The 26,708-nt window shown below is 64.0% G+C and carries 28 protein-coding genes; 11 read left to right on the top strand and 17 right to left on the bottom strand.

The genetic code is table 11. The features are described from left to right. Nucleotide 1: 1 nt before the first annotated feature. From JQ592_RS10635 to JQ592_RS10625, 3 genes are read left to right on the top strand one after another with little or no spacing between them, the layout of a single operon-like run. Entirely contained in the window at nucleotides 2-1,111 is a 1,110-nt protein-coding gene (locus tag JQ592_RS10635) for a microcin C ABC transporter permease YejB (protein WP_130363297.1), read from the top strand. Continuing rightward, entirely contained in the window at nucleotides 1,111-2,289 is a 1,179-nt protein-coding gene (locus JQ592_RS10630; protein WP_211402808.1) for an ABC transporter permease, read from the top strand. The genes JQ592_RS10635 and JQ592_RS10630 overlap by 1 nt, the downstream gene beginning before the upstream one ends. A 4-nt stretch (nucleotides 2,290-2,293) precedes the next feature. Further along, the gene (locus tag JQ592_RS10625) at nucleotides 2,294-3,931 is read left to right on the top strand and encodes an ABC transporter ATP-binding protein (protein ID WP_211402807.1); all 1,638 of its coding nucleotides are present in this window, start codon (nucleotides 2,294-2,296) and stop codon (nucleotides 3,929-3,931) included. Nucleotides 3,932-4,023: 92 nt separating this feature from the next. On the opposite strand, the gene JQ592_RS10620 is transcribed toward JQ592_RS10625, so the two are convergent. The 4 genes from JQ592_RS10620 to JQ592_RS10605 all read right to left on the bottom strand — a co-directional run bounded on the left by JQ592_RS10620 (nucleotide 4,024) and on the right by JQ592_RS10605 (nucleotide 7,091). Further along, nucleotides 4,024-4,251, bottom strand: a complete 228-nt coding sequence (locus tag JQ592_RS10620) for a hypothetical protein (protein WP_211402806.1) — start codon at nucleotides 4,249-4,251, stop codon at nucleotides 4,024-4,026. Between the two features lie 38 nt (nucleotides 4,252-4,289). Further along, nucleotides 4,290-4,568: a hypothetical protein gene (locus tag JQ592_RS10615; protein ID WP_211402805.1), complete on the bottom strand. Its 279-nt coding sequence runs from the start codon at nucleotides 4,566-4,568 to the stop codon at nucleotides 4,290-4,292. A gap of 302 nt (nucleotides 4,569-4,870) precedes the next feature. Further along, nucleotides 4,871-5,725 carry a C40 family peptidase gene (locus JQ592_RS10610; RefSeq protein ID WP_211402804.1) on the bottom strand — a complete coding sequence of 285 codons (855 nt, stop codon included), beginning with the start codon at nucleotides 5,723-5,725 and terminating at the stop codon, nucleotides 4,871-4,873. Continuing rightward, nucleotides 5,718-7,091: a leucyl aminopeptidase family protein gene (locus tag JQ592_RS10605; RefSeq protein WP_211402803.1), complete on the bottom strand. Its 1,374-nt coding sequence runs from the start codon at nucleotides 7,089-7,091 to the stop codon at nucleotides 5,718-5,720. The genes JQ592_RS10610 and JQ592_RS10605 overlap by 8 nt, the downstream gene beginning before the upstream one ends. Nucleotides 7,092-7,296: 205 nt before the next feature. Here JQ592_RS10605 and JQ592_RS10600 point away from each other — a divergent pair, with 205 nt between their 5' ends. The 3 genes from JQ592_RS10600 (at nucleotide 7,297) to JQ592_RS10590 (ending at nucleotide 10,097) form a co-directional block, all read left to right on the top strand. Next, entirely contained in the window at nucleotides 7,297-7,500 is a 204-nt protein-coding gene (locus JQ592_RS10600; protein WP_211402802.1) for a hypothetical protein, read from the top strand. Nucleotides 7,501-7,709: 209 nt separating this feature from the next. Beyond that, nucleotides 7,710-9,200, top strand: coding sequence for a metallophosphoesterase family protein (locus tag JQ592_RS10595; protein WP_211402801.1), 1,491 nt, complete (start codon nucleotides 7,710-7,712; stop codon nucleotides 9,198-9,200). A gap of 84 nt (nucleotides 9,201-9,284) precedes the next feature. Then, nucleotides 9,285-10,097: a tetratricopeptide repeat protein gene (locus JQ592_RS10590; RefSeq protein ID WP_211402800.1), complete on the top strand. Its 813-nt coding sequence runs from the start codon at nucleotides 9,285-9,287 to the stop codon at nucleotides 10,095-10,097. Between the two features lie 64 nt (nucleotides 10,098-10,161). Here JQ592_RS10590 and JQ592_RS10585 read toward each other — a convergent pair whose 3' ends face one another. The 10 genes from JQ592_RS10585 to JQ592_RS10540 all read right to left on the bottom strand — a co-directional run bounded on the left by JQ592_RS10585 (nucleotide 10,162) and on the right by JQ592_RS10540 (nucleotide 19,089). After that, on the bottom strand, nucleotides 10,162-11,136 hold the full coding sequence (locus tag JQ592_RS10585) for a type II secretion system F family protein (RefSeq protein ID WP_211402799.1): 975 nt from the start codon (nucleotides 11,134-11,136) through the stop codon (nucleotides 10,162-10,164). Nucleotides 11,137-11,145: 9 nt separating this feature from the next. Next, a complete protein-coding gene (locus JQ592_RS10580; protein ID WP_211402798.1) occupies nucleotides 11,146-12,123 on the bottom strand; it encodes a type II secretion system F family protein in 978 nt (325 codons plus the stop codon). 16 nt (nucleotides 12,124-12,139) lie between these two features. Then, nucleotides 12,140-13,609 (bottom strand): CpaF family protein, encoded by a 1,470-nt coding sequence (locus JQ592_RS10575; RefSeq protein WP_211402797.1) that lies wholly within the window; start codon nucleotides 13,607-13,609, stop codon nucleotides 12,140-12,142. A 21-nt stretch (nucleotides 13,610-13,630) separates the two neighbouring features. After that, entirely contained in the window at nucleotides 13,631-14,899 is a 1,269-nt protein-coding gene (locus tag JQ592_RS10570; RefSeq protein ID WP_211402796.1) for an AAA family ATPase, read from the bottom strand. After that, entirely contained in the window at nucleotides 14,896-15,630 is a 735-nt protein-coding gene (locus tag JQ592_RS10565) for a CpaD family pilus assembly protein (protein WP_211402795.1), read from the bottom strand. The genes JQ592_RS10570 and JQ592_RS10565 overlap by 4 nt, the downstream gene beginning before the upstream one ends. Nucleotides 15,631-15,650: 20 nt before the next feature. Continuing rightward, entirely contained in the window at nucleotides 15,651-17,120 is a 1,470-nt protein-coding gene (locus JQ592_RS10560; RefSeq protein WP_211402794.1) for a type II and III secretion system protein family protein, read from the bottom strand. Nucleotides 17,121-17,131: 11 nt separating this feature from the next. Then, nucleotides 17,132-17,932 carry a Flp pilus assembly protein CpaB gene (gene cpaB, locus JQ592_RS10555; protein ID WP_211402793.1) on the bottom strand — a complete coding sequence of 267 codons (801 nt, stop codon included), beginning with the start codon at nucleotides 17,930-17,932 and terminating at the stop codon, nucleotides 17,132-17,134. A gap of 128 nt (nucleotides 17,933-18,060) precedes the next feature. Beyond that, complete coding sequence (locus JQ592_RS10550; protein ID WP_211402792.1) at nucleotides 18,061-18,585, bottom strand: A24 family peptidase; 525 nt, start codon at nucleotides 18,583-18,585, stop codon at nucleotides 18,061-18,063. A 122-nt stretch (nucleotides 18,586-18,707) separates the two neighbouring features. Then, nucleotides 18,708-18,854, bottom strand: a complete 147-nt coding sequence (locus tag JQ592_RS10545; RefSeq protein WP_167526376.1) for a hypothetical protein — start codon at nucleotides 18,852-18,854, stop codon at nucleotides 18,708-18,710. Between the two features lie 70 nt (nucleotides 18,855-18,924). Continuing rightward, nucleotides 18,925-19,089, bottom strand: coding sequence for a Flp family type IVb pilin (locus JQ592_RS10540; protein WP_018646598.1), 165 nt, complete (start codon nucleotides 19,087-19,089; stop codon nucleotides 18,925-18,927). Nucleotides 19,090-19,357: 268 nt separating this feature from the next. On the opposite strand from JQ592_RS10540, the gene JQ592_RS10535 reads away from it, so the two are divergent. The 4 genes from JQ592_RS10535 to JQ592_RS10520 all read left to right on the top strand — a co-directional run bounded on the left by JQ592_RS10535 (nucleotide 19,358) and on the right by JQ592_RS10520 (nucleotide 22,401). After that, on the top strand, nucleotides 19,358-20,185 hold the full coding sequence (locus JQ592_RS10535) for a sterol desaturase family protein (protein WP_211402791.1): 828 nt from the start codon (nucleotides 19,358-19,360) through the stop codon (nucleotides 20,183-20,185). A gap of 254 nt (nucleotides 20,186-20,439) precedes the next feature. Beyond that, nucleotides 20,440-20,937, top strand: a complete 498-nt coding sequence (locus JQ592_RS10530; protein ID WP_211402790.1) for a pilus assembly protein N-terminal domain-containing protein — start codon at nucleotides 20,440-20,442, stop codon at nucleotides 20,935-20,937. Between the two features lie 229 nt (nucleotides 20,938-21,166). Then, nucleotides 21,167-21,745 (top strand): TadE/TadG family type IV pilus assembly protein, encoded by a 579-nt coding sequence (locus tag JQ592_RS10525; RefSeq protein ID WP_211402789.1) that lies wholly within the window; start codon nucleotides 21,167-21,169, stop codon nucleotides 21,743-21,745. 77 nt (nucleotides 21,746-21,822) lie between these two features. Further along, nucleotides 21,823-22,401 (top strand): TadE/TadG family type IV pilus assembly protein, encoded by a 579-nt coding sequence (locus JQ592_RS10520; protein ID WP_211402788.1) that lies wholly within the window; start codon nucleotides 21,823-21,825, stop codon nucleotides 22,399-22,401. Nucleotides 22,402-22,507: 106 nt separating this feature from the next. On the opposite strand, the gene JQ592_RS10515 is transcribed toward JQ592_RS10520, so the two are convergent. The 3 genes from JQ592_RS10515 to JQ592_RS10505 all read right to left on the bottom strand — a co-directional run bounded on the left by JQ592_RS10515 (nucleotide 22,508) and on the right by JQ592_RS10505 (nucleotide 24,896). Beyond that, a complete protein-coding gene (locus JQ592_RS10515; protein WP_011084262.1) occupies nucleotides 22,508-22,720 on the bottom strand; it encodes a cold-shock protein in 213 nt (70 codons plus the stop codon). 275 nt (nucleotides 22,721-22,995) lie between these two features. Beyond that, entirely contained in the window at nucleotides 22,996-23,286 is a 291-nt protein-coding gene (gene infA, locus JQ592_RS10510; RefSeq protein ID WP_211402787.1) for a translation initiation factor IF-1, read from the bottom strand. A 23-nt stretch (nucleotides 23,287-23,309) separates the two neighbouring features. Next, nucleotides 23,310-24,896, bottom strand: coding sequence for a DEAD/DEAH box helicase (locus JQ592_RS10505; RefSeq protein WP_211402786.1), 1,587 nt, complete (start codon nucleotides 24,894-24,896; stop codon nucleotides 23,310-23,312). 481 nt (nucleotides 24,897-25,377) lie between these two features. Here JQ592_RS10505 and urtA point away from each other — a divergent pair, with 481 nt between their 5' ends. Next, nucleotides 25,378-26,706 carry an urea ABC transporter substrate-binding protein gene (gene urtA / locus JQ592_RS10500; RefSeq protein ID WP_183247104.1) on the top strand — a complete coding sequence of 443 codons (1,329 nt, stop codon included), beginning with the start codon at nucleotides 25,378-25,380 and terminating at the stop codon, nucleotides 26,704-26,706. The last annotated feature ends 2 nt before the right edge of the window (nucleotides 26,707-26,708 follow it).

The raw sequence follows: 26,708 nt of genomic DNA, 5'->3' as shown, positions 1-26,708 counted from the left end.
CATGAGCGCCTATATCGCCCGCCGTCTCCTTCTGATGATCCCGACCCTGCTCGGGATTCTCTTCGTTTCCTTCGTCGTGGTGCAGTTCGCGCCGGGCGGGCCCGTCGAGCGCGTGATCGCGCAACTCTCGGGTGCCGACACCGGCGGCACCTCGCGCATTTCGGGCGGCGGCGATTTTGCGCAGCGGGCACCGGGGCAGGTCGGTGCCGGCGGCGATGCCATCAATTCCAAATATCGCGGTGCGCAGGGTCTCGATCCTGATTTCATCAAGAAGCTGGAGGTGCAGTTCGGCTTCGACAAGCCGGCGCCGGAACGCTTTGCGCTGATGGTGTGGAATTTCGCCCGCTTCGATTTCGGCAAGAGCTATTTTCGCGACGTCAGCGTTCTGCAGCTCATCAAGGAGAAGCTGCCGGTCTCGATCTCGCTCGGAATCTGGCTGACGCTTCTGACCTACCTGATCTCGATCCCGCTCGGCATTCGCAAGGCCGTGAACGACGGCGCGCGGTTCGACACCTGGACCTCGACCGTGCTCGTGCTCGGCTATGCCATTCCTGGCTTCCTGTTCGCCATCCTGCTGATCATCCTGTTTGCCGGCGGCTCGTTCTTCAACTGGTTCCCGTTGCGCGGACTGACCTCGGACGGCTGGTCGCAGTTTCCCTGGTACTGGAAGATCATCGATTACTTCTGGCATCTGACCCTGCCGCTGATCGCCATGGGGTTAGGTGCGTTCACAACCATGACGTTCCTGACCAAGAACTCGTTCCTGGACGAGATTCGCAAGCAATACGTCATGACCGCGCGCGCCAAGGGCTGCAGCGAAAACCGGGTGCTCTATGGCCACGTCTTCCGCAACGCCATGCTGATCGTGATCGCCGGCTTCCCCGGGACCTTCATTCACGCCTTCTTTTCCGGCTCGCTTCTGATCGAGACCATCTTCTCGCTGGACGGGCTGGGGCTCCTCAGCTTCGAGAGCGTGCTCAACCGCGACTATCCCGTGGTGTTCGGTACGCTCTACATCTTTTCGCTGGTCGGACTCGTGATCAATCTGATCTCCGACCTGACCTATATGTGGATCGACCCCCGGATCGATTTCGAGGCACGGGAGGTCTGATGACGATCACCGCGCCGACGCCGATCGAGACCACCGCGAAGTCGCCGCTCGGCGATGTTGTTCCGATCACGCGCAAGCCGTTCGCCCCTTCGCCGCTGAACAGGCGGCGCTGGCAGAACTTCAAGGCCAACCGCCGCGGCTACTGGTCGTTCTGGATATTCATTGCCCTGTTCGTGATCTCGCTGTTCGCCGAGCTGATCGCCAATGATCGGCCGTTCCTGATCAAGTTCGACGGGCGTCTGTATTGGCCGGCCTTCGTGACCTATTCGGAGACGACGTTCGGCGGCGATTTCGAGACGGCGGCCGATTACCGCGACCCCTACTTGCAGAAGCTGATCAGGGACAAGGGAGGCACCATCGTCTGGCCGCTGATCCGTTACTCCTACGACACGCACAATCTCGACCTGCCGACGCCGGCGCCGTCGCCGCCAACCTGGATGCTGACGGAGAAGCAGTGCCAGCCGGTGGTCGAGAAGAAGGGCCTGAAGAGCTGCCGCGATCTCGAATACAACTGGCTCGGCACCGACGATCAAGGCCGCGACGTGGTGGCGCGGCTGATCTACGGCTTCCGCATCTCGGTGCTGTTCGGCCTTTGCCTCACCATCGTCTCGTCCATCATCGGCATCGCGGCGGGGGCGGTGCAAGGCTATTTCGGCGGCCGGGTCGACCTCATCTTCCAGCGCTTCATCGAGATCTGGACGGCAATTCCCTCGCTCTATCTTCTCCTGATCCTATCCTCGGTGCTCGTGCCCGGCTTCTTTGTGCTGCTCGGTATCTTGTTGCTGTTCTCCTGGGTTTCGCTGGTCGGTCTGGTGCGGGCCGAGTTCCTGCGCGGGCGCAACTTCGAATATATCCAGGCGGCGCGGGCGCTCGGTGTCTCCAATCCGGTCATCATGTTCCGCCACCTGCTGCCGAACGCGATGGTCGCGACCATGACCTTCCTGCCGTTCATCGTGTCGAGCTCGGTGATGACGCTGACGGCGCTCGATTTCCTGGGCTTCGGCCTGCCGCCGGGATCGCCTTCGCTCGGTGAGCTGCTGTCGCAGGCCAAGGCCAATGTGCAGGCGCCGTGGCTCGGCTTCTCCGGCTTCTTCTCGGTCGCGATCATGCTGTCGCTCCTGATCTTCATTGGCGAAGCCGTGCGCGACGCCTTCGATCCGCGCAAGACGTTCAGGTAAGATCATGGACGCGATCAACCAGCCCCTGCTCAGCGTGCGCGACCTTTCGGTGGCCTTTCACCAAGGCGGCGCCACCACGCTCGCGGTCGACAAGGTCTCGTTTCAGATCAAGCGCGGCGAATGCGTCGCGCTGGTCGGCGAATCCGGCTCCGGCAAGTCGGTCAGCGCGCTGTCGATCCTCAAGCTCCTGCCTTATCCCAACGCCTCCCATCCCTCGGGCAGTATCCGCTTCAAGGGACAGGAGCTGATCGACCAGTCCGAGCAGCAGATGCGGGAGATCAGGGGCAGCGACATCTCCATCATCTTCCAGGAGCCGATGACCTCGCTCAATCCGCTGCACACGATCGAGGCGCAGATCGGCGAGATCATCCAGCTGCACAATCCCACCAGCAATGCCGAGGCGCGCAAGCGGACGCTGGAGCTGCTGACGCAGGTCGGCATCCCCGAGCCCGAAACGCGGCTGAAGAGCTATCCGCACCAGCTCTCCGGCGGCCAGCGCCAGCGCGTGATGATCGCGATGGCGCTCGCCAACGAGCCGGACCTGTTGATCGCGGACGAGCCGACCACGGCGCTTGACGTCACCGTGCAGGCGCAGATCCTGGCGCTGCTCGCCGAGATCCGCTCGCGGCTCGGCATGAGTCTGCTGTTCATCACCCACGACCTCGGCATCGTGCGCCGCATCGCCGACACGGTCTGCGTCATGAAGGGTGGCGTGATCGTCGAGCAGGGGCCGGTCGAGCAGGTCTTCAAGTCCCCGAAACATCCCTATACGCGCGATCTGCTTGCGGCCGAGCCCAAGCCCGATCCGGCGCCGCCGCAGCCGGGTGCGCAGGTGGTGATGTCGGCCGATGATCTGAAAGTGTGGTTTCCGATCAAGCGCGGCCTGATGCGCAAGACGGTCGGTCACATCAAGGCGGTCGACGGCGTCAGTGTCGCCGTGCGCAAGGGCGAGACCCTCGGCGTCGTCGGCGAATCCGGCTCGGGCAAGACCACGCTCGGGCTGGCGCTGTTGCGGCTGATCTCCTCGAACGGCCGCATCGTATTCCTCGGCAACGACATCCAGGGCCTGCGCTTCAAGGAGATGCGGCCGTTCCGACGCGACATGCAGATCGTGTTCCAGGACCCGTTCGGCTCGCTCAGCCCGCGCATGTCGGTCGCCGACATCATCGCCGAAGGTCTCTCCGTGCATCAGCCCAAGCTGTCGGGCGAGGAGCGCGAGGCGCGCGTCGTCAAGGCGCTCGGGGATGTCGGGCTCAATCCGGATACGCGTTTCCGCTATCCGCACGAATTCTCCGGCGGCCAGCGCCAGCGCATCAGCATCGCGCGCGCGGTGGTGCTGGAGCCGGATTTCGTCGTGCTGGACGAGCCGACCAGCGCGCTCGACATGCTGTTCCAGGCGCAGATGGTGGATCTGTTGCGCGAGCTCCAGCGCAAGCGTGAGCTCACCTACATGTTCATCTCGCACGATCTGCGCGTCGTCGCCTCGCTCGCCAGCCATCTCATCGTGATGCGCGGCGGCAAGGTGGTCGAGGAAGGCCAGGCAGCCGAGTTGTTCAAGAACCCGAAGACGGATTACACACGTGCGCTGTTCGCTGCGGCATTCCGGCTGGAGACGGCGGGCAATGGGGCGGTGGCGACGTAACGTCCGTCATTCCGGGGGCGCGCGTAGCGCGGCTCCCCGCGGATGCTTCTGCTCGTCGCCAAAGCGGGCTTGCACCTGCCAGTCGAGTTGATCTACGCGGCGCGTTCCTTGTCTCGTTCCTCGACCGTGGTCGCTGTTTCCTCCAGCTTCTTTTCGTAATTGCCCGCGAACTTCTCGATACTATCGGCCCACATCCTCAGCATCGAGACCTGAAAGTGGATCATCGGCTTCAAGGCATTCATGCCGATTGCTGTCGCTGCGGCGATGCGCCGTTGTGGATCGCGCGCGAGATCGTTTGCGGAAGCGGTCTTGTCTGCCATCGTATTCGCTCCTTCGCTCTGGGTGTTATGGCCTAAATTCACCTCTCCGGTTGTGAACGTGCTTCTAAACGCTCGGCCAAAACCTGGTCTGCCGCGAGTCGCGCACATTGGTCGTCATGCAGTTCATCCAATTTTTTCAAGTAAGCGACTGCGGCTGTTTGCAAGAGATCGAAGTCGTCTTCGCCGATATCGCGAAGATTGGCGATGTAGCGATAGAGGGCGGAACGCCTGTTATCATTCTCGCTGATGCCGCTATTGAGCAGCAGATAGTTCCGCCAAGCGAATGCACACGCGCCTTCTCTGGCTTGAGAACTCATGAGACCTCCCAAAGCCAGAGAAAGACCGACGGCGCGTTTCGTTCCGCAAATCTCTCAGTTGTAACGTTGTTCCGTAGCTGCGCCGCGAGGTGCTGCTAGGCCGGCGGCGGTTGCCCTTCGAGCGACGACTTGCCTGAGCGATCGCTGCGTGTGTTCCATGAGAGCTTGGGGAACGTATGAGACTTCCGGTTCCATCTGCGCTGGAGTGTCGCAGTCGGTTCCGCTCAAGTTAGGCCCGAGACCGACATGCGGTCATATCGGTTTCGACGTCGCCTTCCGGAGGTAAAGCGGACGCGGACACCCTATAGCCGCTTGATCGCGGCGACCTCGCTGCCGGCCGCCTTGATCCGCGCAATCGCCGGCTCGATCGGCTCGATCACCGTCGCCATGTGATGCGCGTTAGCGTGCACCATGGTGTCGCCGTCGCGCACGATGGCGACATGACCCTTCCAGAAGATCAGGTCGCCGCGCAGCAAGCTGCTCCGCTCGTTCGGCTCCAGTGTGCGGCCGAGTCCTACCAGTTGCATGTCACTGTCGCGTGGGCAGCCGATGCCGGAAGCGGTCAGCGACACCTGCACCAGGCCCGAGCAATCGATGCCGAGGCTGCTCTTGCCGCCCCACAGGTAGGGCGTGCCGACGAAGCGCTCGGCGACGGCAACGAAATCCGGCTCGCGATGATCGAGCGGGGCGAGATGTGTCTTTGGCACGAAGGTCCCGTCGCGCGTCACGGCGAAGCTGCCGTCCTCTCGCACGATGGCAATCCTTGATCCCAGAACGAGCGTGGCGGCCGGCGGCAGCTTGATCGAGGGACCGGGGAAGGCCAGCGTCCGCAGCGCGCTGACCTTGTGCGTCGGCGCGGTCGCTGGCTTCATCAGCGCTGCATCGGGCAGCCAGCCGACATAGCCATCGGCATTGAGCTGGCCCCAGGCCCAGCCCTCGCCGTTGCGATCGTAGATCGTGACGCGCTCGCCGCGCAGCGCCTCCGTCATCAGCATCGCGCCTGAGGACGGCTGCTCGCGCACAGAAGCGATCGGCTCGACCACCTCGAACTCTTCACCCTCGACGAAGCGCTGCGCCTCGACCTTGCCTTCGAGATATTTGGCGGCGAGGTCGCCCCGCGCCGGCGTCAGCCTTGGATCGTTTTCTGGATCACGCATAGCGCTCGCTCAGCAATGCGTAGATGGCGCGCGCGGCCTGGCATTCGCCGCCTTCGGGCCGCGCCGGCTTCGCCGACGGTGTCCAGCCGTAGATGTCGACATGCAGCCAGCTCTTGGCCTGCTCGACGAAGCGTTGCAGGAACAGCGCGCAGGTGATCGAGCCGGCAAAGCCGCCCGATGGTGCGTTGGTGATGGCGGCGGTCTTGGAGTCAAGCCACGCATCGTAAGGCGGCCACAGCGGCATGCGCCACAACGGATCGTTCTCCTTCACCGCGCAGCGCGCGACCTCAGTGGCCAGCGTCTCATCATTGGTGTAAAAGGGCGGCAAATCCGGCCCCAGCGCGACACGCGCGGCGCCGGTCAGTGTGCCCAGGTCGATCAGCAGGTCGGGCTTCTCCTCGTCGGCGAGCGCCAGCGCATCGGCGAGCACGAGCCGGCCTTCCGCATCCGTGTTGCCGATCTCGACCGTGATGCCCTTGCGCGACGTAAAAATGTCGAGCGGGCGGAAGGCATTCCCCGCGACCGCGTTCTCGACCGCCGGGATCAGCACGCGCAACCGCACCTTCAGCTTCGCATCCATCACCATGCGCGCCAGCGCCAGCACGTTGGCGGCGCCGCCCATGTCCTTCTTCATGATCAGCATGCCGCTCGACGGCTTGAGGTCGAGCCCGCCGGTGTCGAAGCACACACCCTTGCCGACCAGCGTCACCTTGGGGTGGGCAGGATCGCCCCAGCCGATGTCGATCAGCCGCGGTGCGCGGCTAGATGCCATGCCGACGGCATGAATCAGCGGAAAATTCGTCTTCAGGTTCTCGCCGATGGTGCAGGCAAAGCTCGCGCCGAATTCGGCGGCGAGCGCTTGCGCGGTTGCGGCGAGCTGCTCCGGGCCCATGTCGTTGGAGGGCGTGTTGATGAGGTCGCGCGCCAGCATGGCCGCGTCCGCAATGCGATCGATCTCGGCGGCGTCGACGCCGTCGGGCGGCACCAGGCGGACCTCGGGCCTTTCGGCCTTGCGGTAGCGGGAAAAGCGGTAGCACCCCAGTGCAAAAGCGAGCGCGGCGAGCCGTGCGTCGTGCGGTGCATTGGTGAAGCGGTAGGTCCCCGGCGGCAGCAGGCCGGGCAGGGCGCCCGGCCGGAACAGATCGCGCGATCTTGCCCCTTCGTCCTCGAGGCCGAACAGCACCTGCGCGATCGCGCCGTCGGGTGTGGGCAGCGCGAGGTAACCGCCGGGCTTGGCGGAATAAGCGCTGGCAGTCGCGAACTGGCGTTGCGCCGGCAGCAAGCTTTCGCGCAACCCGTCCCAGCTCGACTTGGTGACGAAGGTGATCGGGATGGCGGTTGAGGACGTCTCGAAGACAGAGGGCATTGGCGGGTCCGGATCGTCAGGTCAGGCAGGTCAGGCGAACTCCAGGAGACTTCGCAGAGTTTTGCCGTGGCCGCAATCGGCTTTGCTGTCACCGCTCAGTGAGCCGCTACTCGCAGCAAGTGGGCCATGCTAGGTTCCGGCAATGGCTGCCAGGTGTACGCAGATCGCCGGCAGCTAGAGGCAAGGCCTGCCGGGAGGAAATGCAATGGAATTCGTGTGGAGCGTGGTCACATTCATCGGCCAGGCCGTCGAGGTGATCTTTGGCTATGTCGAGCATCATCATTGGATCTTTGCCTTCCTTGCCGGCGGCTACGTCTTCTATCTTCACGACCGCTCCGTCCACGCGCGCTTCGATGCGCTCGACAAACGGGTCGACGAAATCCGCAAGCGGCTTGCCATCGAATATTGATCGGACGAAACGAAACCGTCGTGCGGCAACTCTCGTATCCACGTTGAGAACTGCCGTTCATCGCAGGGCTTTACTAGCGCTGCGGTTGTGGCATTATTGGAGAATATTTTAGATTGTGCCGTGCGTTTCTGGGCGCACCTCGAGCTATTCGTCCAAGGTATTTTTCTCATCGTTCTGGGCGGCGCAGCATTTGCAATGAGCGGCGCAAAATGGATAGATCGTTCGTTATTGCGCAGATCTCCGACCTGCATCTGGACGGGTCAGGCCGGCTGCTCGCGACGATCGAGACGCTCGTCGCTGCTCTGCGCGCGAGGATGGCGGACTTCGCCGACGTTCCCGATCGTATCCTGGTGATCACGGGCGATCTCGTGGACGACCCGACGCCACGCGCGCTCGACGAAGCGCTCGCGGTCATCGCATCCTTCCGGCAGACCGGGCTGTTCACCGACATCCAGGCGGTCGCCGGCAATCACGACGTCAAGCGGGCGAGCCAGCGTGCGGGCCGTCACGACGTTTATGATTACCTGCATCTGCCGCGGACCTCGAAGAGCGTCTACTACGGCCAGGCCGGCCTCGATCTGGTGCTGCTGGATTCCAACCGCGCAAGCCTCACGGCGCTGGCGAGCGGCAATATCGACCAGGGCACCTACAGCGCCATGGTTGCCGATTCCGCCCGGCTGAGTGTCGAGCTCGCAGGCAGCCTTGGATCGGCGGGACGCGCCGATTATTTCGAGCCGGCCGAAAACCTGGTGCGGGTGCTGGCGCTGCACCATCATCCGCTGCCGCAGGCGACCGGCGAAGGGAAGCGGTTTCTCGGCGCGCCGGATGAGCCGCTGATGTATCTCGCCGCGCCCGCGACCTTCCTCGAAGCGGCGACCTCGCTCAATATCGATCTGGTTCTGCACGGTCACCGGCATGTCGAGGGACTGACCCGCTATTCGATTCCGGATCCGCGCGCGACGCGGAGCAAGGGTGATGCGTTCTGGCGCACGATCTACGTGCTGTCCTGCCCATCCTCGACAGGGCAGGGCGGCGACGATGCCGGATTCAACATCATCCATTTCGGCCCGATGTCCGATGCCGGCAATTCCGAATATGGATTTGCGATCACGCGCCATTCGCGGCCGCGCAATGGCGGCGGCTTCCACCCGCTCGACTTGAACCTGCCGGACGGCGTCATCCGCCTGCCGGCAGGGCGGGATTGTTCCCGCGATCCGGCCGTCCAGACAGCGATCGAGATCGCTTCAAACGCCACACTGGGGCGGGACCAGGTGGCGGCATTGGCGCGCCGGCTGCTGATGCGCCGTGCCTTCTACGCCGGCGGCGAGCCGGCCTCCGTGAATGCGCTCCACACCTATCTCGTCACCTCTCAGACCTGGGCCGATCTCGACCGCAAGGTATCGAGGTCGGCGCCCAGGCATGATGCCGACGCGGTAGCCGGGGTGGCGGTGCTGCTGGGCCGGTTGGTCGAGCAATCCGCCGGCGTGCTCGGCATCGATCGGCTTCACCTCGACGAGCTCCGTGCGAGGCGTCTGGTCAGCCGTGAGGATCTCCGGCGCGAATGGCCGGGAATGCCGCGCACGGGGACCGACGTCGAGGCGCAGGTGCTGCAACTGCTGTGGGACCTGAACCAGCAAATGAAGGTGCTCGGCCTCGATCTGGGGCTCGGCGGCGAGGCCCCGCCGCAGACGCCGCCGTGAGGGGCGGCATTAACCGGCCATTAGGGTTAACAGTCTATTGCTGGCGCGTTCGGCTCGATCCATCCGCTCGAGAGTCAAAGCGTCATGCGCCAACGGTTCAGTCCTGCCCGGCTTCTTGCGTCTGCCTCGCTCGTCGCGATGGTGGCGATCAGCCTCGGCGGCTGCACGGCAATGTCAAAGCTCTCCGACGTCACCGGCTCGATCGGGTCGAAGGCGGAGGCAGCTCCCAGCGATCCCTCGCGTGCCGTCGAAGTCTATGGCGAGCGCTACCGCGCCAATCCCAAGGATGCCGAAGCTGCGCTCGGCTATGGCCAGGCGCTGCGCGCCAACGGCCAGCGCGCCCAGGCCGCCGCCGTGCTCGAGCAGGCGACCATCGCCAATCCTGGCAACAAGGCGCTGCTCGCCCAGTACGGCCGCGCGCTCGCCGACAACGGCAATTTCCAGCAGGCCTTCGATGTGCTGTCGAAGGCGCATTCGCCCGACAATCCGGACTGGCGCCTGCTCTCGGTGCAGGGCACGGCGCTCGATCAGATGGGCCGTCACGAGGAGGCGCGCTCCTATTACGCGAGCGCGCTGAAGATCGCACCGGGCGATCCCGGCGTGCTCTCCAATCTCGGCCTGTCCTACATGCTGTCGAGGGACTTGCCGAAGGCCGAGGAGGCGCTGCGGCAAGCCTATGCATCGCCGCGCGCCAGTAGCCGGGTGCGGCAGAATCTCGGCCTGGTCGTCGGCCTCCAGGGCCGCTTCGCCGAGGCCGAGACCATCGTGAAGGCAGACCTGCCACCGGACCAGGCCGCGGCCAATGTCGCCTATCTCAAGGACATGCTGAGCCGCAGCGAGGGCCAGCGCGGCGCGCCGAAGCGGACGCCGGTCGCCTCGCTCAGCCAGTCCGACTGATCCGCCACCCGATCGCTTCGTCCTGACTTCACTAAGGCGGACCGCGCGCGGTCCGCCTTTCGTGTCACTGCAGCTCGGAGATCTTGATGCCGGTCGGCCCGAGAATGACGACGAACAGCACCGGCAGGAAGAACAGGATCATCGGGACCGTCAGCTTCGGCGGCAGCGCGGCCGCCTTCTTCTCGGCCTCGTTCATGCGCATGTCTCGGTTTTCCTGCGCCATGACGCGCAGCGAGTGCCCGAGCGGAGTGCCGTAACGTTCCGCCTGCTGAAGCGCCAGACACACCGATTTGACGCCCTCGAGCCCGGTGCGCCGCGCCAGGTTCTCGTAGGCCACCTTGCGGTCCTGCAAATAGGACAGCTCGGCGGTGGTCAGCGCGAACTCTTCCGACAGCGCGATCGACTGGCCCACGATCTCGGTGGCGACCTTCCGGAACGCCATTTCGACCGACATGCCGGATTCGATGCAGATCAGCAGCAGGTCGAGTGCGTCGGGAAAGGCGCGCCTGATCGAGAGCTGGCGCTTGGAGATCGCGTTCTTGAGGAACAGCATCGGCGCCTGCAAGCCGGCATAGGCGGCGCCGATGCAGATGCCGATCTTGATCGGCAGCGGCTTGTCCATGTGCGCGATTAGGAACACGTAAAGGATCGAGCCCATGAACAGCACGATCGGAGCGACCATGCGCGCAAACAGGAAGGTGATGTAGGGCGCCTGGCCGCGGTAGCCCGCCATGATGAGCTTGTCGCGGGCGGCTTCCTGCGCGAGCCATTTGGTGAGATTGAAGTCCTCGACGACCTTGGAGACGATCTGCTTCGGTGTCTGGCGCAGCGAGACCTTTTCGTTCTTGTTGAGACGGTCACGCTCGCGCTGCCGGATGCGTTCGCGTTCGCTTGCCACCGCCTTCATGCGCTTGGAGAGGCCTTCGCCGGCGAACAGCGGCATCACCAGCGTATAGACGGTGGCGCTGGCGGCGATGGCCGCCAGCAGCATGGTCATGAAGCGGACGTCATGCAGTTTCGAGACGAGAAATTCGACCATGCGCCACCGTCAGAAATCGAAATTGATCATCTTCTTCATCACCATGATGCCGATCGACATCCAGATGACGCAGCCGACCAGCATGAGCTGTCCGGTAGGATGGGTCCACAGCAGCGAGATGTAGTGCGGCGTCGTGAGATAAACGAGGAACATCACGATCGGCGGCAGCGAGCCGATGATGCCGGCCGAGGCCTTGGCTTCCATCGACATCGCCTGGATCTTTTCCTTCATCTTCTTGCGGTCACGCAGCACCTTGGAGAGGTTGCCGAGCGCTTCGGAGAGATTGCCGCCCGACTTCTGCTGGATCGAGATGACGATCCCGAAGAAATTGGCTTCCGGCAGCGGCATCCGGTCGTAGAGGCGCGAGCAAGCTTCGCCGAGCGGCATGCCGATCGCCTGCGTCTCGATGATCGCCAGGAACTCGCTGCGCAGCGGCTCGGGCGAATCGGCGGCGACGACCTTGATCGATTCGAACAGCGGCAGGCCCGCCTTGATGCCGCGGACGATCACGTCGACGGCGTCGGGCAGCGCCTTCAGGAATTTGGCTTCGCGGCGCTTCTTCAGGAAGCCGAGTGCCCAGCGCGGCAGGCCGAGGCCGCCGGCAAAGGCAAGGCCGGCGGCGCCGAGCAGGCCGCCGCCGACGAACATGGCGGCCGCGAACAGCACGCCCGCCACGACCGCGGACACGATCCAGAATTTCTGCGGTGTCCAGTCCAGCCCTGCCTGTGACAGGCGGACGCTGAGCGGAACGCTCTTCTCCTGCTGACGCCGTGCCTCGAGATCCTTCAGCGAACTCTCGACCTGCTCGCGGCGCGACCGCTGGCTCTTTTCGGTCTGCTTGGCCGCGGGCGCGTCGGCACGCGCGATCGAGGCGCGGCGGTTTTCCGCCTGCCGCTCTCCGGACAGCAACGGGTAGAGGAAGACCCAGGCGATGCCGCCGACAGCGGCGGTGGCGAGGAAGGCGAGGGCGAGGACCTGCATGTTCATGGCGTTGCTGATCCGCTCATTTCGTCGGCGCCACTTCCGCAGCGTCCAGCGCGGCGGCAAGGCGCTTCTCGTCGCCGTAATAACGGGCGCGTTCCCAGAACTTCGGACGGCCGATGCCGGTCGAGCGGTGCCGGCCGATGATCTTGCCGTTGGCGTCCTCGCCGATCAGGTCGTAGACGAAGATGTCCTGGGTGATGATGGTGTCGCCTTCCATGCCCATCACCTCGGTGATGTGGGTGATGCGGCGCGAGCCGTCGCGCAGGCGCGCCGCCTGGACGATGACGTCGATCGAGGCGCAGATCATCTCGCGAATTGTTCGCGACGGAAGCGAAAAGCCGCCCATCGTGATCATGGATTCGCAGCGCGAGAGCGCCTCGCGCGGATTGTTGGCGTGCAGCGTGCCCATCGAGCCGTCGTGGCCGGTGTTCATGGCCTGCAACAGGTCGAACGCCTCGGGTCCGCGGACTTCGCCGACGATGATCCGTTCAGGACGCATACGCAGGCAGTTGCGTACCAGCTCGCGCATGGTGACCTGGCCCTCGCCCTCGATGTTGGGCGGGCGGGTCTCGAGCCGCACCACATGGGGCTGCTGGAGCTGGAGCTCGGCGGCGTCCTCGCAGGTGATGACGCGCTCGTCGTGTTCGATGTAGTTGGTGAGGCAGTTGAGCAGCGTGGTCTTGCCCGAGCCGGTACCGCCGGAGATCAGCACGTTGCAGCGGACGCGGCCGATGATCTGGAGGATCTCGGCGCCCTCGGGCGAGATCGCGCCGAACTTGACGAGCTGATCCAGCGTCAGCTTGTCCTTCTTGAACTTGCGGATGGTGAGCGCGGGCCCGTCGATCGACAGCGGCGGCACGATGGCATTGACGCGGGAGCCGTCGGCGAGGCGTGCGTCGCAGATCGGCGAGGATTCGTCGACGCGCCGGCCGACCTGGCTGACGATGCGCTGGCAGATATTGAGGAGCTGCTGGTTGTCGCGGAAGCGGATGCCGGTACGTTGGATCTTGCCGGCGACCTCGATGTAGACGGTGTTGGCGCCGTTGACCATGATGTCCGCGATGTCGTCGCGCGACAGCAGCGGCTCCAGCGGACCGTAGCCGAGCACGTCGTTGCAGATGTCGTCGAGCAGCTCCTCCTGCTCGGCGATCGACATCACGATGTTCTTGATCGCGATGATCTCGTTGACGATGTCGCGGATTTCCTCGCGGGCCGATTCCGAATCGAGCTTGGCGAGCTGGGCAAGGTCGATCGCCTCGATCAGCGCGCCGAAGATGGTTGCCTTGACCTCGTAATAATTGTCCGAGCGGCGGTTCTCCATCGGAGGCGGCGGCGGGGCTTTGATCGGGGCAAGCGGCGGCGAGGCGACGGCCGGCGGGGGCGGCGCGCGCGACACCGTCGGCGCCGGAGCCGCGACAGGCTCTGGCGACACGGCGCCGGGCTTGGGGGCCCGAAAGTCGGTGTCTGTTCCGCTACGCTTACCGAACACTTAACGACTCCATGCGGCGGCTTATTTTCGCCGCAACTTCTCAATCAGGGGTGAAAGCAAGGACGACTTTTGTTTCTTCGTCTCGCTGCGGCCGGTCAGGCGCTGGGCGATCTGGAGGAACATCTCGATCGACTTGTGGTTGGCAGAGATCTCCGCGATCATCTGGCCGTTGTTGGCTGCCGAGCCGAAGATCTGCGGCTCGAACGGGATCGAGACGACCGGCTGGCTCTCGATTGCCTTGGCGAACTCGGTGGCGGCGATTTCCGGACGTTTCGGGATGCCGACCTGGTTCAGGCAGTAGAGCGGCGGCCGGTCGTTCGGGCGCGAGGCCTTCAGCAGGTCGAACAGGTTCTTGGTGTTGCGCAGATTGGCAAGGTCCGGCGCCGCCACGATCAGGATGTCGTCCGCGCCGATCAGGGCGCGCTTGGTCCAGCCCGACCATTGGTGCGGGATGTCGAGCACGATGCAGGGCATGGTGGCACGCAGCGTGTCGAACACGGCATCGAAGGCGTCGGTGCCGAAATCATAGACCCGGTCGAGCGTGGCGGGCGCCGCCAGCAGGCTGAGGTGGTCGGTGCATTTCGACAGCAGACGGTCGATGAAGGCGGTATCGACGCGGTCGGGCGAGAACACCGCGTCGGCAATGCCCTGCGGCGGGTCCTGATTGTAGTCGAGCCCGGCGGTGCCGAAGGCGAGGTCGAGATCGGCAACCACCGCGTCCATCGCGAGATCGCGCGCGATCGCCCAGGCGACGTTATGGGAGATGGTGGACGCGCCGACGCCGCCCTTGGCGCCGACCACCGCGATGATGCGGCCGACCGCCTTGGCTTCCGGTGCGGAGAACAGGTTGCAGATCGAGCGCACGACGTCGATGGGGCCGACCGGCGCGAGCACGTAGTCGCTGACGCCGCGACGCACCAGCTCGCGATAGAGTGTGACGTCATTGATGCGGCCGATCACCACCACGCGGGTGCCGGCGTCGCAGACGGTGGCGAGCTGGTCGAGGCCGCCCAGGAGGTCGTTGCGGCCGTCGCTCTCGAGCACGATCACGTTCGGCGTGGGGGCCGAGCGGTAGGCTTCGATCGCGGCCGCCATGCCGCCCATCTGGATCTTCAGGTGGGCCTTGCCGAGGCGGCGATCCTCACCGGCCGACTGCACAGCGGCAGCGGTCTCCACGGTCTCGCAGAAAGCCTGGACCGAAACGCGCGGCGCTGGCGCAATATGCTCCTCGACCGGGGGGAGCGACGCTTCCGGCTGCTCTTCTTGGGGCTGGCGAGCGTAGCTGATCATTTGCCGGTTTCGCTGAGTTTGGCCTTTTCGGCTTCAGGATAGACGACGGCCGTCGGAGTTCCCTTGCGATACTTCTCGAACGCAGCGGTGCGCCGCGTCGTGTAGGACGGCGTTTCGGAACGCGGCTGCTCGAGGTCCGCCGGGTTGTCGACCATGGCGGCCATGTTGCGCTGATAGGCGCAGCCGTAATTGTAGTAGTCCTTGTTCTCGAACCAGCTCTTGTTCTTCATCGACGGGCCGATGTCCTCCGGCCACAGGCCGCAGGGACCCGCGACTGCGGCGATCCTGGAATAGGTCAGCCGGATCGGCGGCAGGAAGCGCTTGTCTTGCGGCTGGTAGGGACGGGTGATGATGCCGCGCGGCGGAATGCCCGCAGCACTCAGCATCGCCTGGATCTCACGCATCGACTCGGCTGCCGGGCGGGCATTCGGCGTGCCGGACGGCACATCGATATGGATGGCGCCGGTGCCTTCGTGCAGCCAGGCCGATGCCAGGCCCATCACGTCGGCGCGCTGGGCGGCGGTCAACCCGCCGCGGGCGTGGCCGACGAAGACGACGATCGAGCGGTTCTGCTCCTCGACCGCGATCGGGTGACGCTGCTTGTAGTCGTCGGGAATGGAGGCGGTCGTCACTTCATCGTGCTGGCAGCCGCCGAGCGCAAGCGCGATGCCGACGAGCGCGCCGCCGAAGCCGATGGCGCGTTTGCGAAGCTGGGGTGGTCTTGTGGTCATCTCGAAGTCCCCGTTCCGCCTCAGTCGGTGATGAAGCCGTAGGTGCCACGGTAATTCCGGGCCGGTTCGGCCCGGCCGGGCACGCCATAGATGCGGTTGATGTTGCCGATCAGCTCAGCCTGCGGGTCCGCAGGCGCGGCGAAGCCGTCATCCGGCCGCGACAGGTCCTTCGGCGCCGTTGCGCGAACGACATAAGGCGTCACGATCACAACCAGCTCGGTCGCGTTGTTGACGAAGTCGCGGCTGCGGAACAGCGTGCCGAGGACCGGAAGCTGCATCAGGCCCGGCAGTCCGCTCACCGCCTGCTTGGTCTGCTGCTGGATCAGGCCGGCCATCGCCATGGCGCCGCCGGAGGGAATTTCCAGCGAGGTCTCGGCGCGGCGGGTCCGGATCGAGGGCACCGTCAGCGAGTTCACCGACGTCGACGTCACCGCCTGCGACAGGGTGATCGAATTCTCGTTCGAAAGCTCCGAGACCTCGGTCATCACGCGCAGGCTGATCTTGCCCTCGGTCAGAACGACGGGGGTGAAGTTGAGCGAGATGCCGAACTTCTTGAAGCTGATCTGGGTTGTACAGACATGCGTCGTGGGATCGCACGCATAGCCTGCCGGCACCGGGAATTCGCCGCCGGCGATGAAGGTCGCCGACTCGCCGGAGATCGCGGTCAGGTTCGGCTCCGCCAGCGTCCGGATCACGCCCGCGGTCTCCATCGCGCGCAGCGTGGCCTGCACCGACGTGCCGAACTTCGTGGTCAGATTGTTGCCGTCCACGAGATTGCGACCTAGGGCCGTGAACGGGTTCGAGTTGGTGAAGCTCACCACCGAGGTGCCGTAGTTCAGGTTCGCGGAGAGGTCGATGCCGAGCTGCTTGACGATGCTGCGCTGGACCTCGGCCACCGTCACCTTCAGCATGACCTGGTCGCGGCCGCGGACCACGATCGAGTTCACCACCTTGTCGGCGCCGCCGGCGAGGCGCGCGGCGAGTTCGTTGGCCTGCTGCGCCTCCATTGGACTAGCCACACTGCCGGTCAGAACGACACCCTCGCCGAGCCCGTCGATCTGGATGTCGGAATTAGGCAGGACCTGCTTCAATGCGGCGCGCACGCCGTTGAGGTCGCGCTTGACCGCGATGTCGTAGGCCGCGATCTGCTGGCCGGCGGAATCAAAGAACACGATGTTGGTCTGGCCGACCGAGGCGCCGATGATGTAGGCGCGCTGCGCCGAGCGCACCACCGCATTGGCGATTTTGGGGTCGGCGACCAGCACGTCCTTGATGTCGCGCGGCAGATCGATCACGATCGATTTGCCGACGCCGAGTGAAAGGAAGCGCGCGTTCATCTGGCCGTCGGCGGCGGCCGGCGCCACGGGGCGATAGTTGGCGGCGACCACGGGGGTCAGCGCCGGGTCGAGCACCAGCGCGAGGGCGGCCGATAACGACAGGGCGCGGACCACGGAGGTTCGCATCGTCGTCAGATCTGCCCTGCATTTCATATCGACTGCCCTCATCGTGCCTTTGCCGTCGCGCTCGGGATGCCGTAGCGAATGATCGAAACGCCATCGCGCTTCTGTGCGGAATCATCGAGCGTGATCTCGCTCATCTTGACGTCGGCGATGCTGCGCAACGCCAGCGACAGCGTGCCGCTCTGGCGCGCGGCGGACAGTGTCGCCGTCTGTGCGGGATTGAGCTCGAGGGTGACGGTCTTGCCGACCACCGCGTTCTGGCCGTCCTTTTCCTTTGGTGCCTGGTCGATGGCCAGGACTCGGATATTGGCCAGAATGATCTCGGAGCTGATGATATCGGGGGCGCCGCTGCTCTGATCGGGGTTCTTGAGGCGGCGGGTCAGAAGCACGTCGACGCGATCGTTGGGCAGGATGAAGCCGCCTGCGCCGGTCTCCGGCGAGATCTCGGTCGAGATCGCGCGCATGCCGGTGGGCAGGATCGCCGCCATGAAGCCGGAGCCCTCGGCCTTGACCAGCTTCTGGTCGCGGATCGGCTCACCCTGGATGAAGGGGGCGCGTGCGATCGAGCCCGTCACCTGGGTTGCGCCCTCCGGGCGCTCGTTGCGGCGGATGAACGTCGAGCTGGCGGTCGCGGCCGGCCAGGTCTGCCATTGCACGTCTTCAGGCTTGACGGTCTGGCCGAGACCGATGTCGTTCTTGGCCACCAGCACGTCGACGGTCGGAAGCTGCGCGACCGGAGCCACCGGAGGCGGCGCAGAATTGTCCGAGCCGCTCGCCAGGTACGCGGCGACGCCGCCGGCGCAGATGGCGACCGTCAGGACGACAATGCGTGCCCTATTCATACGCTTCACTTTCCAACAAGACGCCGCGACGCTGCCGCCGCCGTAATCGGCAGTTGACCAGCTATTCGTCAAAGCATGGTTAATGAGGCGTATCTAAATCGCCTTAACGCCGGGTTTACCCGGTGTGTTCAGCGCAGTGCGAGGTGAGCGAGGTCGATCGCCTTCACCCATTCGGTCTCCGGGTAGACCATCAGCGCGCTCAGCGCGAGCGCGATGCCGTAGGGTATGCCGCTCTCCTTGGCGTGCAGTCGTGCAAGCCAGGCTTGGCCCGCGAGGCCGTAGGGCAACGGCCATTGCCGGAACTGGAGCAGGAGCAGCGTCAGCGCGCCGCCGAACAGCGAGGCGTAGAGCAGGAAGTTCATCAGGTGCGCGAAGCCGAACCAGAGCGCGACGGAGGCTGCGACCTTGGCGTCGCCGCCGCCGACCCAGCCCATCGCAAAGCACGTGAAGGCCACGACCAGCAGAAGCGCGCCGGCGCCGACATGACTGAGCATCTCGTAAGGTGCCATGCCACCGGCAAGGGCGAGCACGAAGAAGCCCGCGACCAGCGCCAGCGATACACGGTTCGAGATGGTCATCGTGAAGAGATCGCTCGCGGCGGCGAACGCCAGCAGGGCCGGGAAGAGCAGGAGGCGCGCAAGGTCGAGGATCATGGGCTGCGTCTTGAGGCCTGGATTTGTCGCGGGGTCTGGCGTCGCGCGATGCTAGCCGGCAGTGCTAAACAAACCGACAACGGCAGCAGCGGCCGGCTGGGCGCAGTCCGCCAGAGGCGTGCTCACCAGAGGCTGGCAATGCGCGCGGCGAGTGCGACCGTTGCCAGCAGCAGTGCAAGGCACACCCAATAGGCCGGCGAGCCGGTCGGCGCCGCCTGCGCCTCGCTCGCCGCAACCGCGGCATCCGTTCTGTACTTTCGCAACGCCACTGGAACTCGCCGTACTCAGAAAAACAAAGGCCCCGGAGGTCCGGGGCTTTTGCCGTCGTTTGTCGGTCGCTTACTTCAGCGAGGAGCTGATCGAGCCGAACTTGGTGTTCAGCGTGCTGCCGAGATTGTTGACGACGGTGATGATGGCCAGCGCGATGCCGGCGGCGATCAGGCCGTATTCGATGGCGGTGGCGCCGGATTCATCCTTCGCGAAACGCGCAATCAAGTTCTTCATGAACAAACTCCATCTGGTGTGGGATCGCCTCGTTCGGCGCTGTCGTTGACGCGAAGACCATGAGAGCCGAGCTCTTTCGGTAGAGTTAATTCGATCGTGTAAACCCAATTCCTGCGCGATGCTTTTGCCCAAAGTGAATTTCGCCTTAAAGCACCTATCGAAATTCGCTCCGGTTCCGGACGCGCTGCAACTGCGTCGCCGGCTTCACCCTCCCTTAAATTTCGCGGAGTAGGCGTAGGAGGACCAGCAATTCGGAAGAGAGGCGACGATGTCGAGCCTGCCCATGCAAGTCGCCCTGATGCTCGGCGAGACCATCGCGAAGGTGGTCCCCGTCACTTTCGTGCTCGCGCTGGTCTTCACAGTGCTCGAGCACTTCTGGGCCTGCAATCCCGGCGTGCCGTGGTGGCGCAAGCGGGAGATTGTCACCGACATCTGCTACTGGTTCTTCGTGCCGGTATTCGCCCGCACCATGCGGATCGGGCTCCTGATCGTCGGGGCGAGCGTCTTCTTCAACATCCACGACGCCGACGATCTCATCGCCTTCTACGACAACGGCCACGGCCCGCTGGCGCAATTGCCGCTCTGGGTTCAGGCTGTGCTGTTCCTGGTGCTGTCGGACTTCATGCTGTACTGGCTGCACCGGCTATTCCATGGCGGCGAGTTCTGGAAGTACCATGCGATCCATCACTCCTCCGAGGAGATCAGCTGGATTTCGGCAGCCCGTTTCCATCCCGTTAATCTCATGCTCGGCACGATCGGCGTCGACGTCGTGCTGCTGATGGCCGGCATCTCGCCGAACGTCATGATCTGGGTCTCCCCGTTCACGACCTTCCATTCGGCCTTCGTGCACGCCAATCTGAACTGGACCTTCGGGCCGTTCAAATACGTGCTGGCGACGCCGGTATTCCACCGCTGGCACCACACTCCGCTCGAAGACGGCGGCGACACCAATTTCGCCGGGACGTTCCCTGTCTGGGACGTGCTGTTCGGCACCTTCCGCATGCCGGAGGGGAAACTGCCGCAGGACTATGGCAAGGACGAAGCGACCATGCCGAAGGAGATCGGAGGGCAGCTTGCCTATCCGTTCCGTCGCTAAAGCATGATCCGGAAAAGTGCGAAGCGGTTTTCCGGAAAGATCATGCGTAAACAACAACCTAAAGCGCGATGAGGATTCATCCCAATCTCATCGCGCTTTAGAGTCCTAGAGGGCGGCAAATCGTCAGTCCGTTCAAACGATAGAAGGCGAATTTGCGGAACGTTCACGAATTGAGGGCAGGTTAGCGGGGTCGGGCACCGGCTCCGCTGTATCTGATCGCTTCTGCCGGTTTGTGACGTCCCGGGGGTAAGAGTATGCGTAAACAACTGCTGCGCCGCCATGCGCGCGTCTGTCTTCTGGTTGCGGCCGCGGTGCTGGCATCGCCTTCTGCCGGCCTTGCCGAATCCACCGCCGATACCATCGCCGTCAACGTCGACCAGGCCAAGCTGGTCCGGCTGCCCGGCAAGGTGGCGACCATCGTGGTCGGAAATCCCCTGATCGCCGACGTCACGCTCCAGCCCGGCGGCATGATCGTCGTGACCGGTAAGGGCTACGGCGCCACCAATTTCATCGCACTGGATCGCGCCGGCGAAATCCTGGTCGACCGCCAGATCCAGGTCGAAGGTCCGAGCGATCGGCTCGTCACCGTCTATCGCGGGGTCGAGCGCGAGTCCTACAGCTGCCTGCCGCTTTGCCAGCGCCGCGTGACGCTGGGCGACAGCGACAACTACTTCAATACCACGATGGGCCAGGCCGGTTCGCTCAGCAGCAATGCCAGCGGCAATGCCGGCGCGGGTGCCAAGACCAACTAACGAGACCAACTAACGAAGCCAGCGAGCAAGTTCGATTGGCGGTGGCCGGATCGTGCGGTTCAGTCCGGACCGTTGCGCTCGGCAGTCCGCGGTACGCCTCGGGTCGTCCCTGGTTAACGACCCCTTAACGGTGTGTTCCGCCGGCCGCGGCGGTCCTGAAACACTTAAACAATCAGTTTTAGCTATCGAATGGAGCGGATGATCGCCGCTCTTGGGGAAACTTGACGCGATGCCAACGCCTGCACCCGTGAGGTTCACGCTGCGAACCGTGCTGCGCCGGTTTCGCCGCAACCGCCGCGGTTCCGCGGCCGTCGAGTTCGCGCTGGTCGCGCCGATCTTCTTTGCGCTGCTGTTCGCCATCATCGAGACGGCGCTCATGTTCTTCGCGAGCCAGGTGCTCGAGACCATCACGCAGAATTCCGCGCGGGTGGTGCTGACCGGGCAGGCGCAATCGGGTTCGGTGACCGCCTGTGCGGTGTCCGGCGTCGGCACGCCGTGCACGCAAGCGACGTTCAAGACCTACGTCTGTAGCCAGATCCCGGCGCTGTTCGATTGCAGCAAGCTCTACGTCGACGTCACGAGCTTCTCGTCCTTCTCTGCGGTCACGCTGTCGAGCCACATCGACGGCTCCGGAAGTTTCGACACGAGCATGAGCTACAGCCCGGGCAGTGCCGGCGACATCGTGGTGGTGCGCCTGTTCTACCAGTGGCCGCTGTTCGTGACCGGGCTTGGCTACGACATCGCCAATCTCACCGGCAGCAAGCGGCTGCTGGTGGCCACGGCCGCGTTCAAGAACGAGCCCTACTAGAGCATGATCCGGAAAAGTGCATAGCGGTTTTCCGAATAGATCATGCTCAAACAATAGACCAACGGATCGGCGGAACGATGCAGGCGATTGCGAAAATCTGGCGGGCGATGCGTCTCTCCGCGCACGAATTCCTTGCCGATGGCAGAGGTCTGGCAGCCACTGAATTCGCGGTGGTCGTGCCGCTGATGCTGGTGATGTTCTTCGGCACGGTCGAGTTCTCGTCGGCCGTGGCGATCGATCGCAAGGTGACGCTGATGGCGCGGACGCTGTCGGACCTCACCTCGCAGTCGACGTCGGTCGGCGATACCGACATGACCAACTTCTTCGCCGCCTCGACTGGCATCATGACGCCTTATGCCACCTCGCCGGTCTTGGCGACGATCACCGAGCTCTATGTCGATCCCTCGAGCCTGCAGGCGCATGTGCAGTGGAGCAAGGGATCGGTGCCACGGACGCAGAAGTCCCTGGTCACGATTCCCACGACGCTGGCGATCGGTGGCACTTATCTGATCTTCAGCGAGGTCAGCTACACCTACACGCCGTCGGTCGGCTATGCGCTCAAGAGCGCGATCACGTTGAGCGACGTCGCCTATACAAGGCCGCGCCAGTCGACCTGCGTCTATTACAGCCCGGCTACCGCCTGCACGACCTACTGAGTGCACCGGTCTCCAACATGAAAAAAGGCCGTGCATCGCGCACGGCCTTTTCCGTTGTTGCTTCGACTTGCTCGGTCGAGCTGATCCGGACCGAAGGTCCGTGGGTTCAGCCGGCGGAGCGAAGGTTGTCGGCGGCCGACTTGCCAGACCGGCGATCGGCGACGATCTCGTAGGAGATCTTCTGGCCTTCGCGCAGCGTGCCGAGGCCGGCGCGCTCGACGGCGCTGATGTGCACGAACACGTCCTTGCCGCCATCGTCGGGCTGGATGAAGCCGAAGCCCTTGGTCGCGTTAAACCACTTCACGGTTCCCATGCTCACGGGGTAGTTCCCTCTCAGATAAACAATGTAAGAGCCCGCTCGCGCGGACAGGTTAGATCGAATTTCTGGAAGGGTCGTCAGCGTGTCTGAACCGGCTATACCGGTGGATGCCAATGTCGTCCGGCCGAAAATCGATTAATTCATTTTATTGGAAATGGGGCTTCAAAACAATCCGGACGTGCACGATTTTTTGATCCGCCGCGATGCGCGCGGCGGATCAGCATACAGGTCAGCATTTTAATTCCGCGCTTGTGCGCGGACTGACTATTCGGCGCTTAGCGGCGGCGGAACTGGCCACCGCGCTGCGGGCCACCGCGCGGCGGTCCGCCAGATGTTGCGGGACGCTCGTCCTTGTGGCGGAAAATCAGCCGGCCCTTCTCGAGATCATAGGGCGACATCTCCACGGTCACGCGGTCGCCCGCGAGCGTCTTGATGCGGTTCTTCTTCATCTTGCCGGCGGTGTAGGCGACGATCTCGTGTCCGGCGTCGAGCTGCACGCGGTAGCGGGCGTCGGGGAGGATTTCGGTGACCAGTCCTTCGAACTGGATCAGCTCTTCCTTAGCCATTGATATCTCCAGGTCGTGGACGGCTAGTGCGAATAGGGTTTGCGGGTCGATTGGCCGTTCGGCCGACTCTCACGGCGCAGAAAGGCCACGCCTTGTATCCCATCAGGCTTTCCGGCGCTATGCGCGGGACGCTGTTCCGACCGATCGGTTTGCGAATGTCCCAGCTTATTAGCACCGGAGCGGCGGCGGCGAGACCCCTTTGAGGCGTTCTGGCCGTCGTTGAATCGTCCATCAACATGCCGCGCGTCGCCGCCGTGCCGGCCTTCACCGGGGCGTCCGTCGCCCTGCTTCCCGGCGCTATGGTGACGTCCGTCGCCATGCCTTTCGTCGGCCCGACGTCCGTCGCCGTGCCGTGCGCCTTGCGGACGCTGGCCGGGGCGGCCTCCGCGGCCCTGTCGTTGCTGCGGCGCGGGAGGACCCGCATCGCGGCGGCCGGCATCGGTGCGGAGGTCTTCGCGCGGCAGCGCCACCTTGATCAGCCGCTCGATGTCGCGGAGATAGCTGAGCTCCTCACCGCCCGCGACCAGCGAAATCGCGGTACCGTCGGCGCCTGCGCGCGCGGTGCGACCGATGCGGTGCACATAGGTCTCGGGCACGTTGGGCAGGTCGAAATTGATCACATGGCTGATGCCGTCGACGTCGATGCCGCGGGCGGCGATGTCGGTGGCAACCAGGGTGCGGATTTCGCCGGTGCGGAACTGGGCAAGCGTGCGCTCGCGGTGATTCTGCGACTTGTTGCCGTGGATGGCGTTGGCGGCGATGCCGGCCTTGGCCAGCGTCTTCACGACCTTGTCGGCACCGTGCTTGGTGCGGGTGAAGACCAGCGCGCGGTTGATCGCTTCGTCCTGCAGCAGCTTGGTCAGGAAGGCGGGCTTGGCCGCGAAGTCGACCTGCAGGATGCGCTGGTTGATCCGCTCGGCAGTCGAGGACACCGGGGTTACCGCGACGCGGGCGGGATCGCGCAGCATGGAATCGGCGAGCTCGGCGATGTCCTTCGGCATGGTCGCCGAGAAGAACAGGGTCTGCCGCTTGATCGGCAGCTTGGCGACGATTTTGCGGATGTCGTTGATGAAGCCCATGTCGAGCATGCGGTCGGCCTCGTCGAGTACGAGGAATTCAACGCTCGAGAGCTTCAATCCGTTGCTCTGCACGAGGTCGAGCAGACGGCCGGGGGTGGCGACGAGCACGTCGACGCCCTGCATCAGGGCGCGGACCTGGCGGCCCATCGGAACCCCGCCGATGGCCAGCGTCGAGGACAGGCGGATGTGGCGGCCATAGGCGTTGAAGCTGTCGAGGATCTGGCCGGACAGCTCGCGGGTCGGTGACAGCACCAGGACGCGGGCGGTCTTGGGCTGCGGCTTGATGCGGTTATCGAGCAGGCGGTGCAGGATCGGCAGCGCGAAGGACGCGGTCTTGCCGGTGCCGGTCTGGGCGATGCCGACGACGTCGCGGCCGGTCAGCGCCAACGGGATGGTCTGGGCCTGGATCGGGGTTGGAGTGACGTAGTTCTCTTCACGAAGAGCGCGCGCGATGGGTTCGGCGAGGCCGAAGTCCTGAAACGAAGTCAAAAGATGGGTTCTTTCCATGTCAAAAGCGGGCGCCCGGCGCATTCAGCGCGGCGCGCGCAAAAGGGTGTCAAGAAGACACCTGCGTGTTTGGGGTGTCGGATGGCTTGGGAGATATGGGGCAAGCCAGAGGCCCGGAGGGGCTTAAGAACACGCGGCTCGCTACGACCCCTTGATTCGCAAGAGGTCTCGGCCGTTCATATGGAACATTGAGGGGGCGCTTTCAAGGCAAGTCGGCCCCAAACAGCGGTTGCGGTGCAGAAATAGTTATGCCGGAAATTTAGACAGAAGCGCAATTTTGCTCAATAAATAAACTGTCTGCCACATTAGCATACATTTTATTCGCTCAAGTTTTGGGCAATCTGACTGCGGCGAAACTTTGATTTCTGTCGAATTATTAAATGAAACCAAGTAGTTATCGTGTGTTCAGCCCATGGCATGGTTCTTGCGATTCCGTTAATCGCAGGCGGCCGTGGGGCCGTTTCGCAGCGTCTTTTCACGTCTGCGTCAGGGAGATGATACACAAATGCTTACCAAATCCACTCGCGATAGAGCGGCGTCATTTAGCCGCCGCGGCGTGCTCGCCGCGACCGCCGGACTGATGCTCGGTCTGGCCTCATTGACCGGCGCCAAGGCCGCCGACGACACCATCAAGGTCGGTGTGCTTCACTCCCTTTCCGGCACCATGGCCATCAGCGAAACCACGCTGAAGGACACCATCCTCTTCCTGATCGACGAGCAGAACAAGAAGGGCGGCGTGCTCGGCAAGAAGCTCGAGGCCGTCGTCGTCGATCCCGCCTCGAACTGGCCGTTGTTCGCCGAAAAGGCGCGCGAGCTGATCACCAAGGACAAGGTCTCGGTCGTGTTCGGCTGCTGGACCTCGGTGTCGCGCAAGTCGGTGCTCCCGGTGTTCAAGGAGCTCAACAACATCCTGTTCTACCCCGTGCAGTACGAGGGCGAGGAGAGCGAGCGCAACGTGTTCTACACGGGTGCGGCGCCGAACCAGCAGGCGATCCCCGCCGTCGACTATCTGATGAAGGAAGAGAAGGTGAAGCGCTGGGTGCTCGCGGGCACCGACTACGTCTATCCGCGCACCACCAACAAGATCCTGGAAGCCTATCTGAAGTCCAAGGGTGTCGCCCAGGAAGACATCATGATCAACTACACGCCGTTCGGTCACTCCGACTGGCAGACGATCGTGGCCGACATCAAGAAGTTCGGCTCGGCCGGCAAGAAGACCGCGGTGGTCTCGACCATCAACGGCGACGCCAACGTTCCCTTCTACAAGGAGCTCGGCAACCAGGGCATCAAGGCCAAGGACATCCCGGTGGTCGCGTTCTCGGTGGGTGAGGAAGAGCTCGCCGGCATCGACACCAAGCCGCTGGTCGGCCATCTCGCCGCCTGGAACTACTTCCAGTCGATCAAGACCAAGGACGGGTCGAACGAGAAGTTCATCAAGGACTGGCAGGCCTACACCAAGAATCCGAAGCGCGTGACCAACGATCCGATGGAAGCGCACGTGATCGGCTTCGCCATGTGGGTGAAGGCGGTCGAGAAGGTGAAGTCGACCGATCCGGACAAGGTGATCGATGCGCTTCCCGGCATCGAGGCGCCGAACCTGACCGGCGGTGTGTCGAAGATGCTGCCGAACCACCACATCACCAAGCCGGTGTTCATCGGCGAGATCAAGGGCAACGGCCAGTTTGACGTGGTCTGGAAGACCCCGGGCCTCGTCGCGGGCGATGCCTGGTCGAAGGAACTCGACGGCTCCAAGGACCTGATCGGTGACTGGGTCGGCAAGAAGTGCGGCAACTTCAACACCAAGACCAACAAGTGCCTCGGCTCGGGCTCCTGATC

The sequence above is a fragment of the Bradyrhizobium iriomotense genome (genome assembly GCF_018129405.1).
Classification (GTDB): domain Bacteria; phylum Pseudomonadota; class Alphaproteobacteria; order Rhizobiales; family Xanthobacteraceae; genus Bradyrhizobium; species Bradyrhizobium iriomotense_B.
This window is presented reverse-complemented; position numbering and strand designations above follow the sequence as displayed.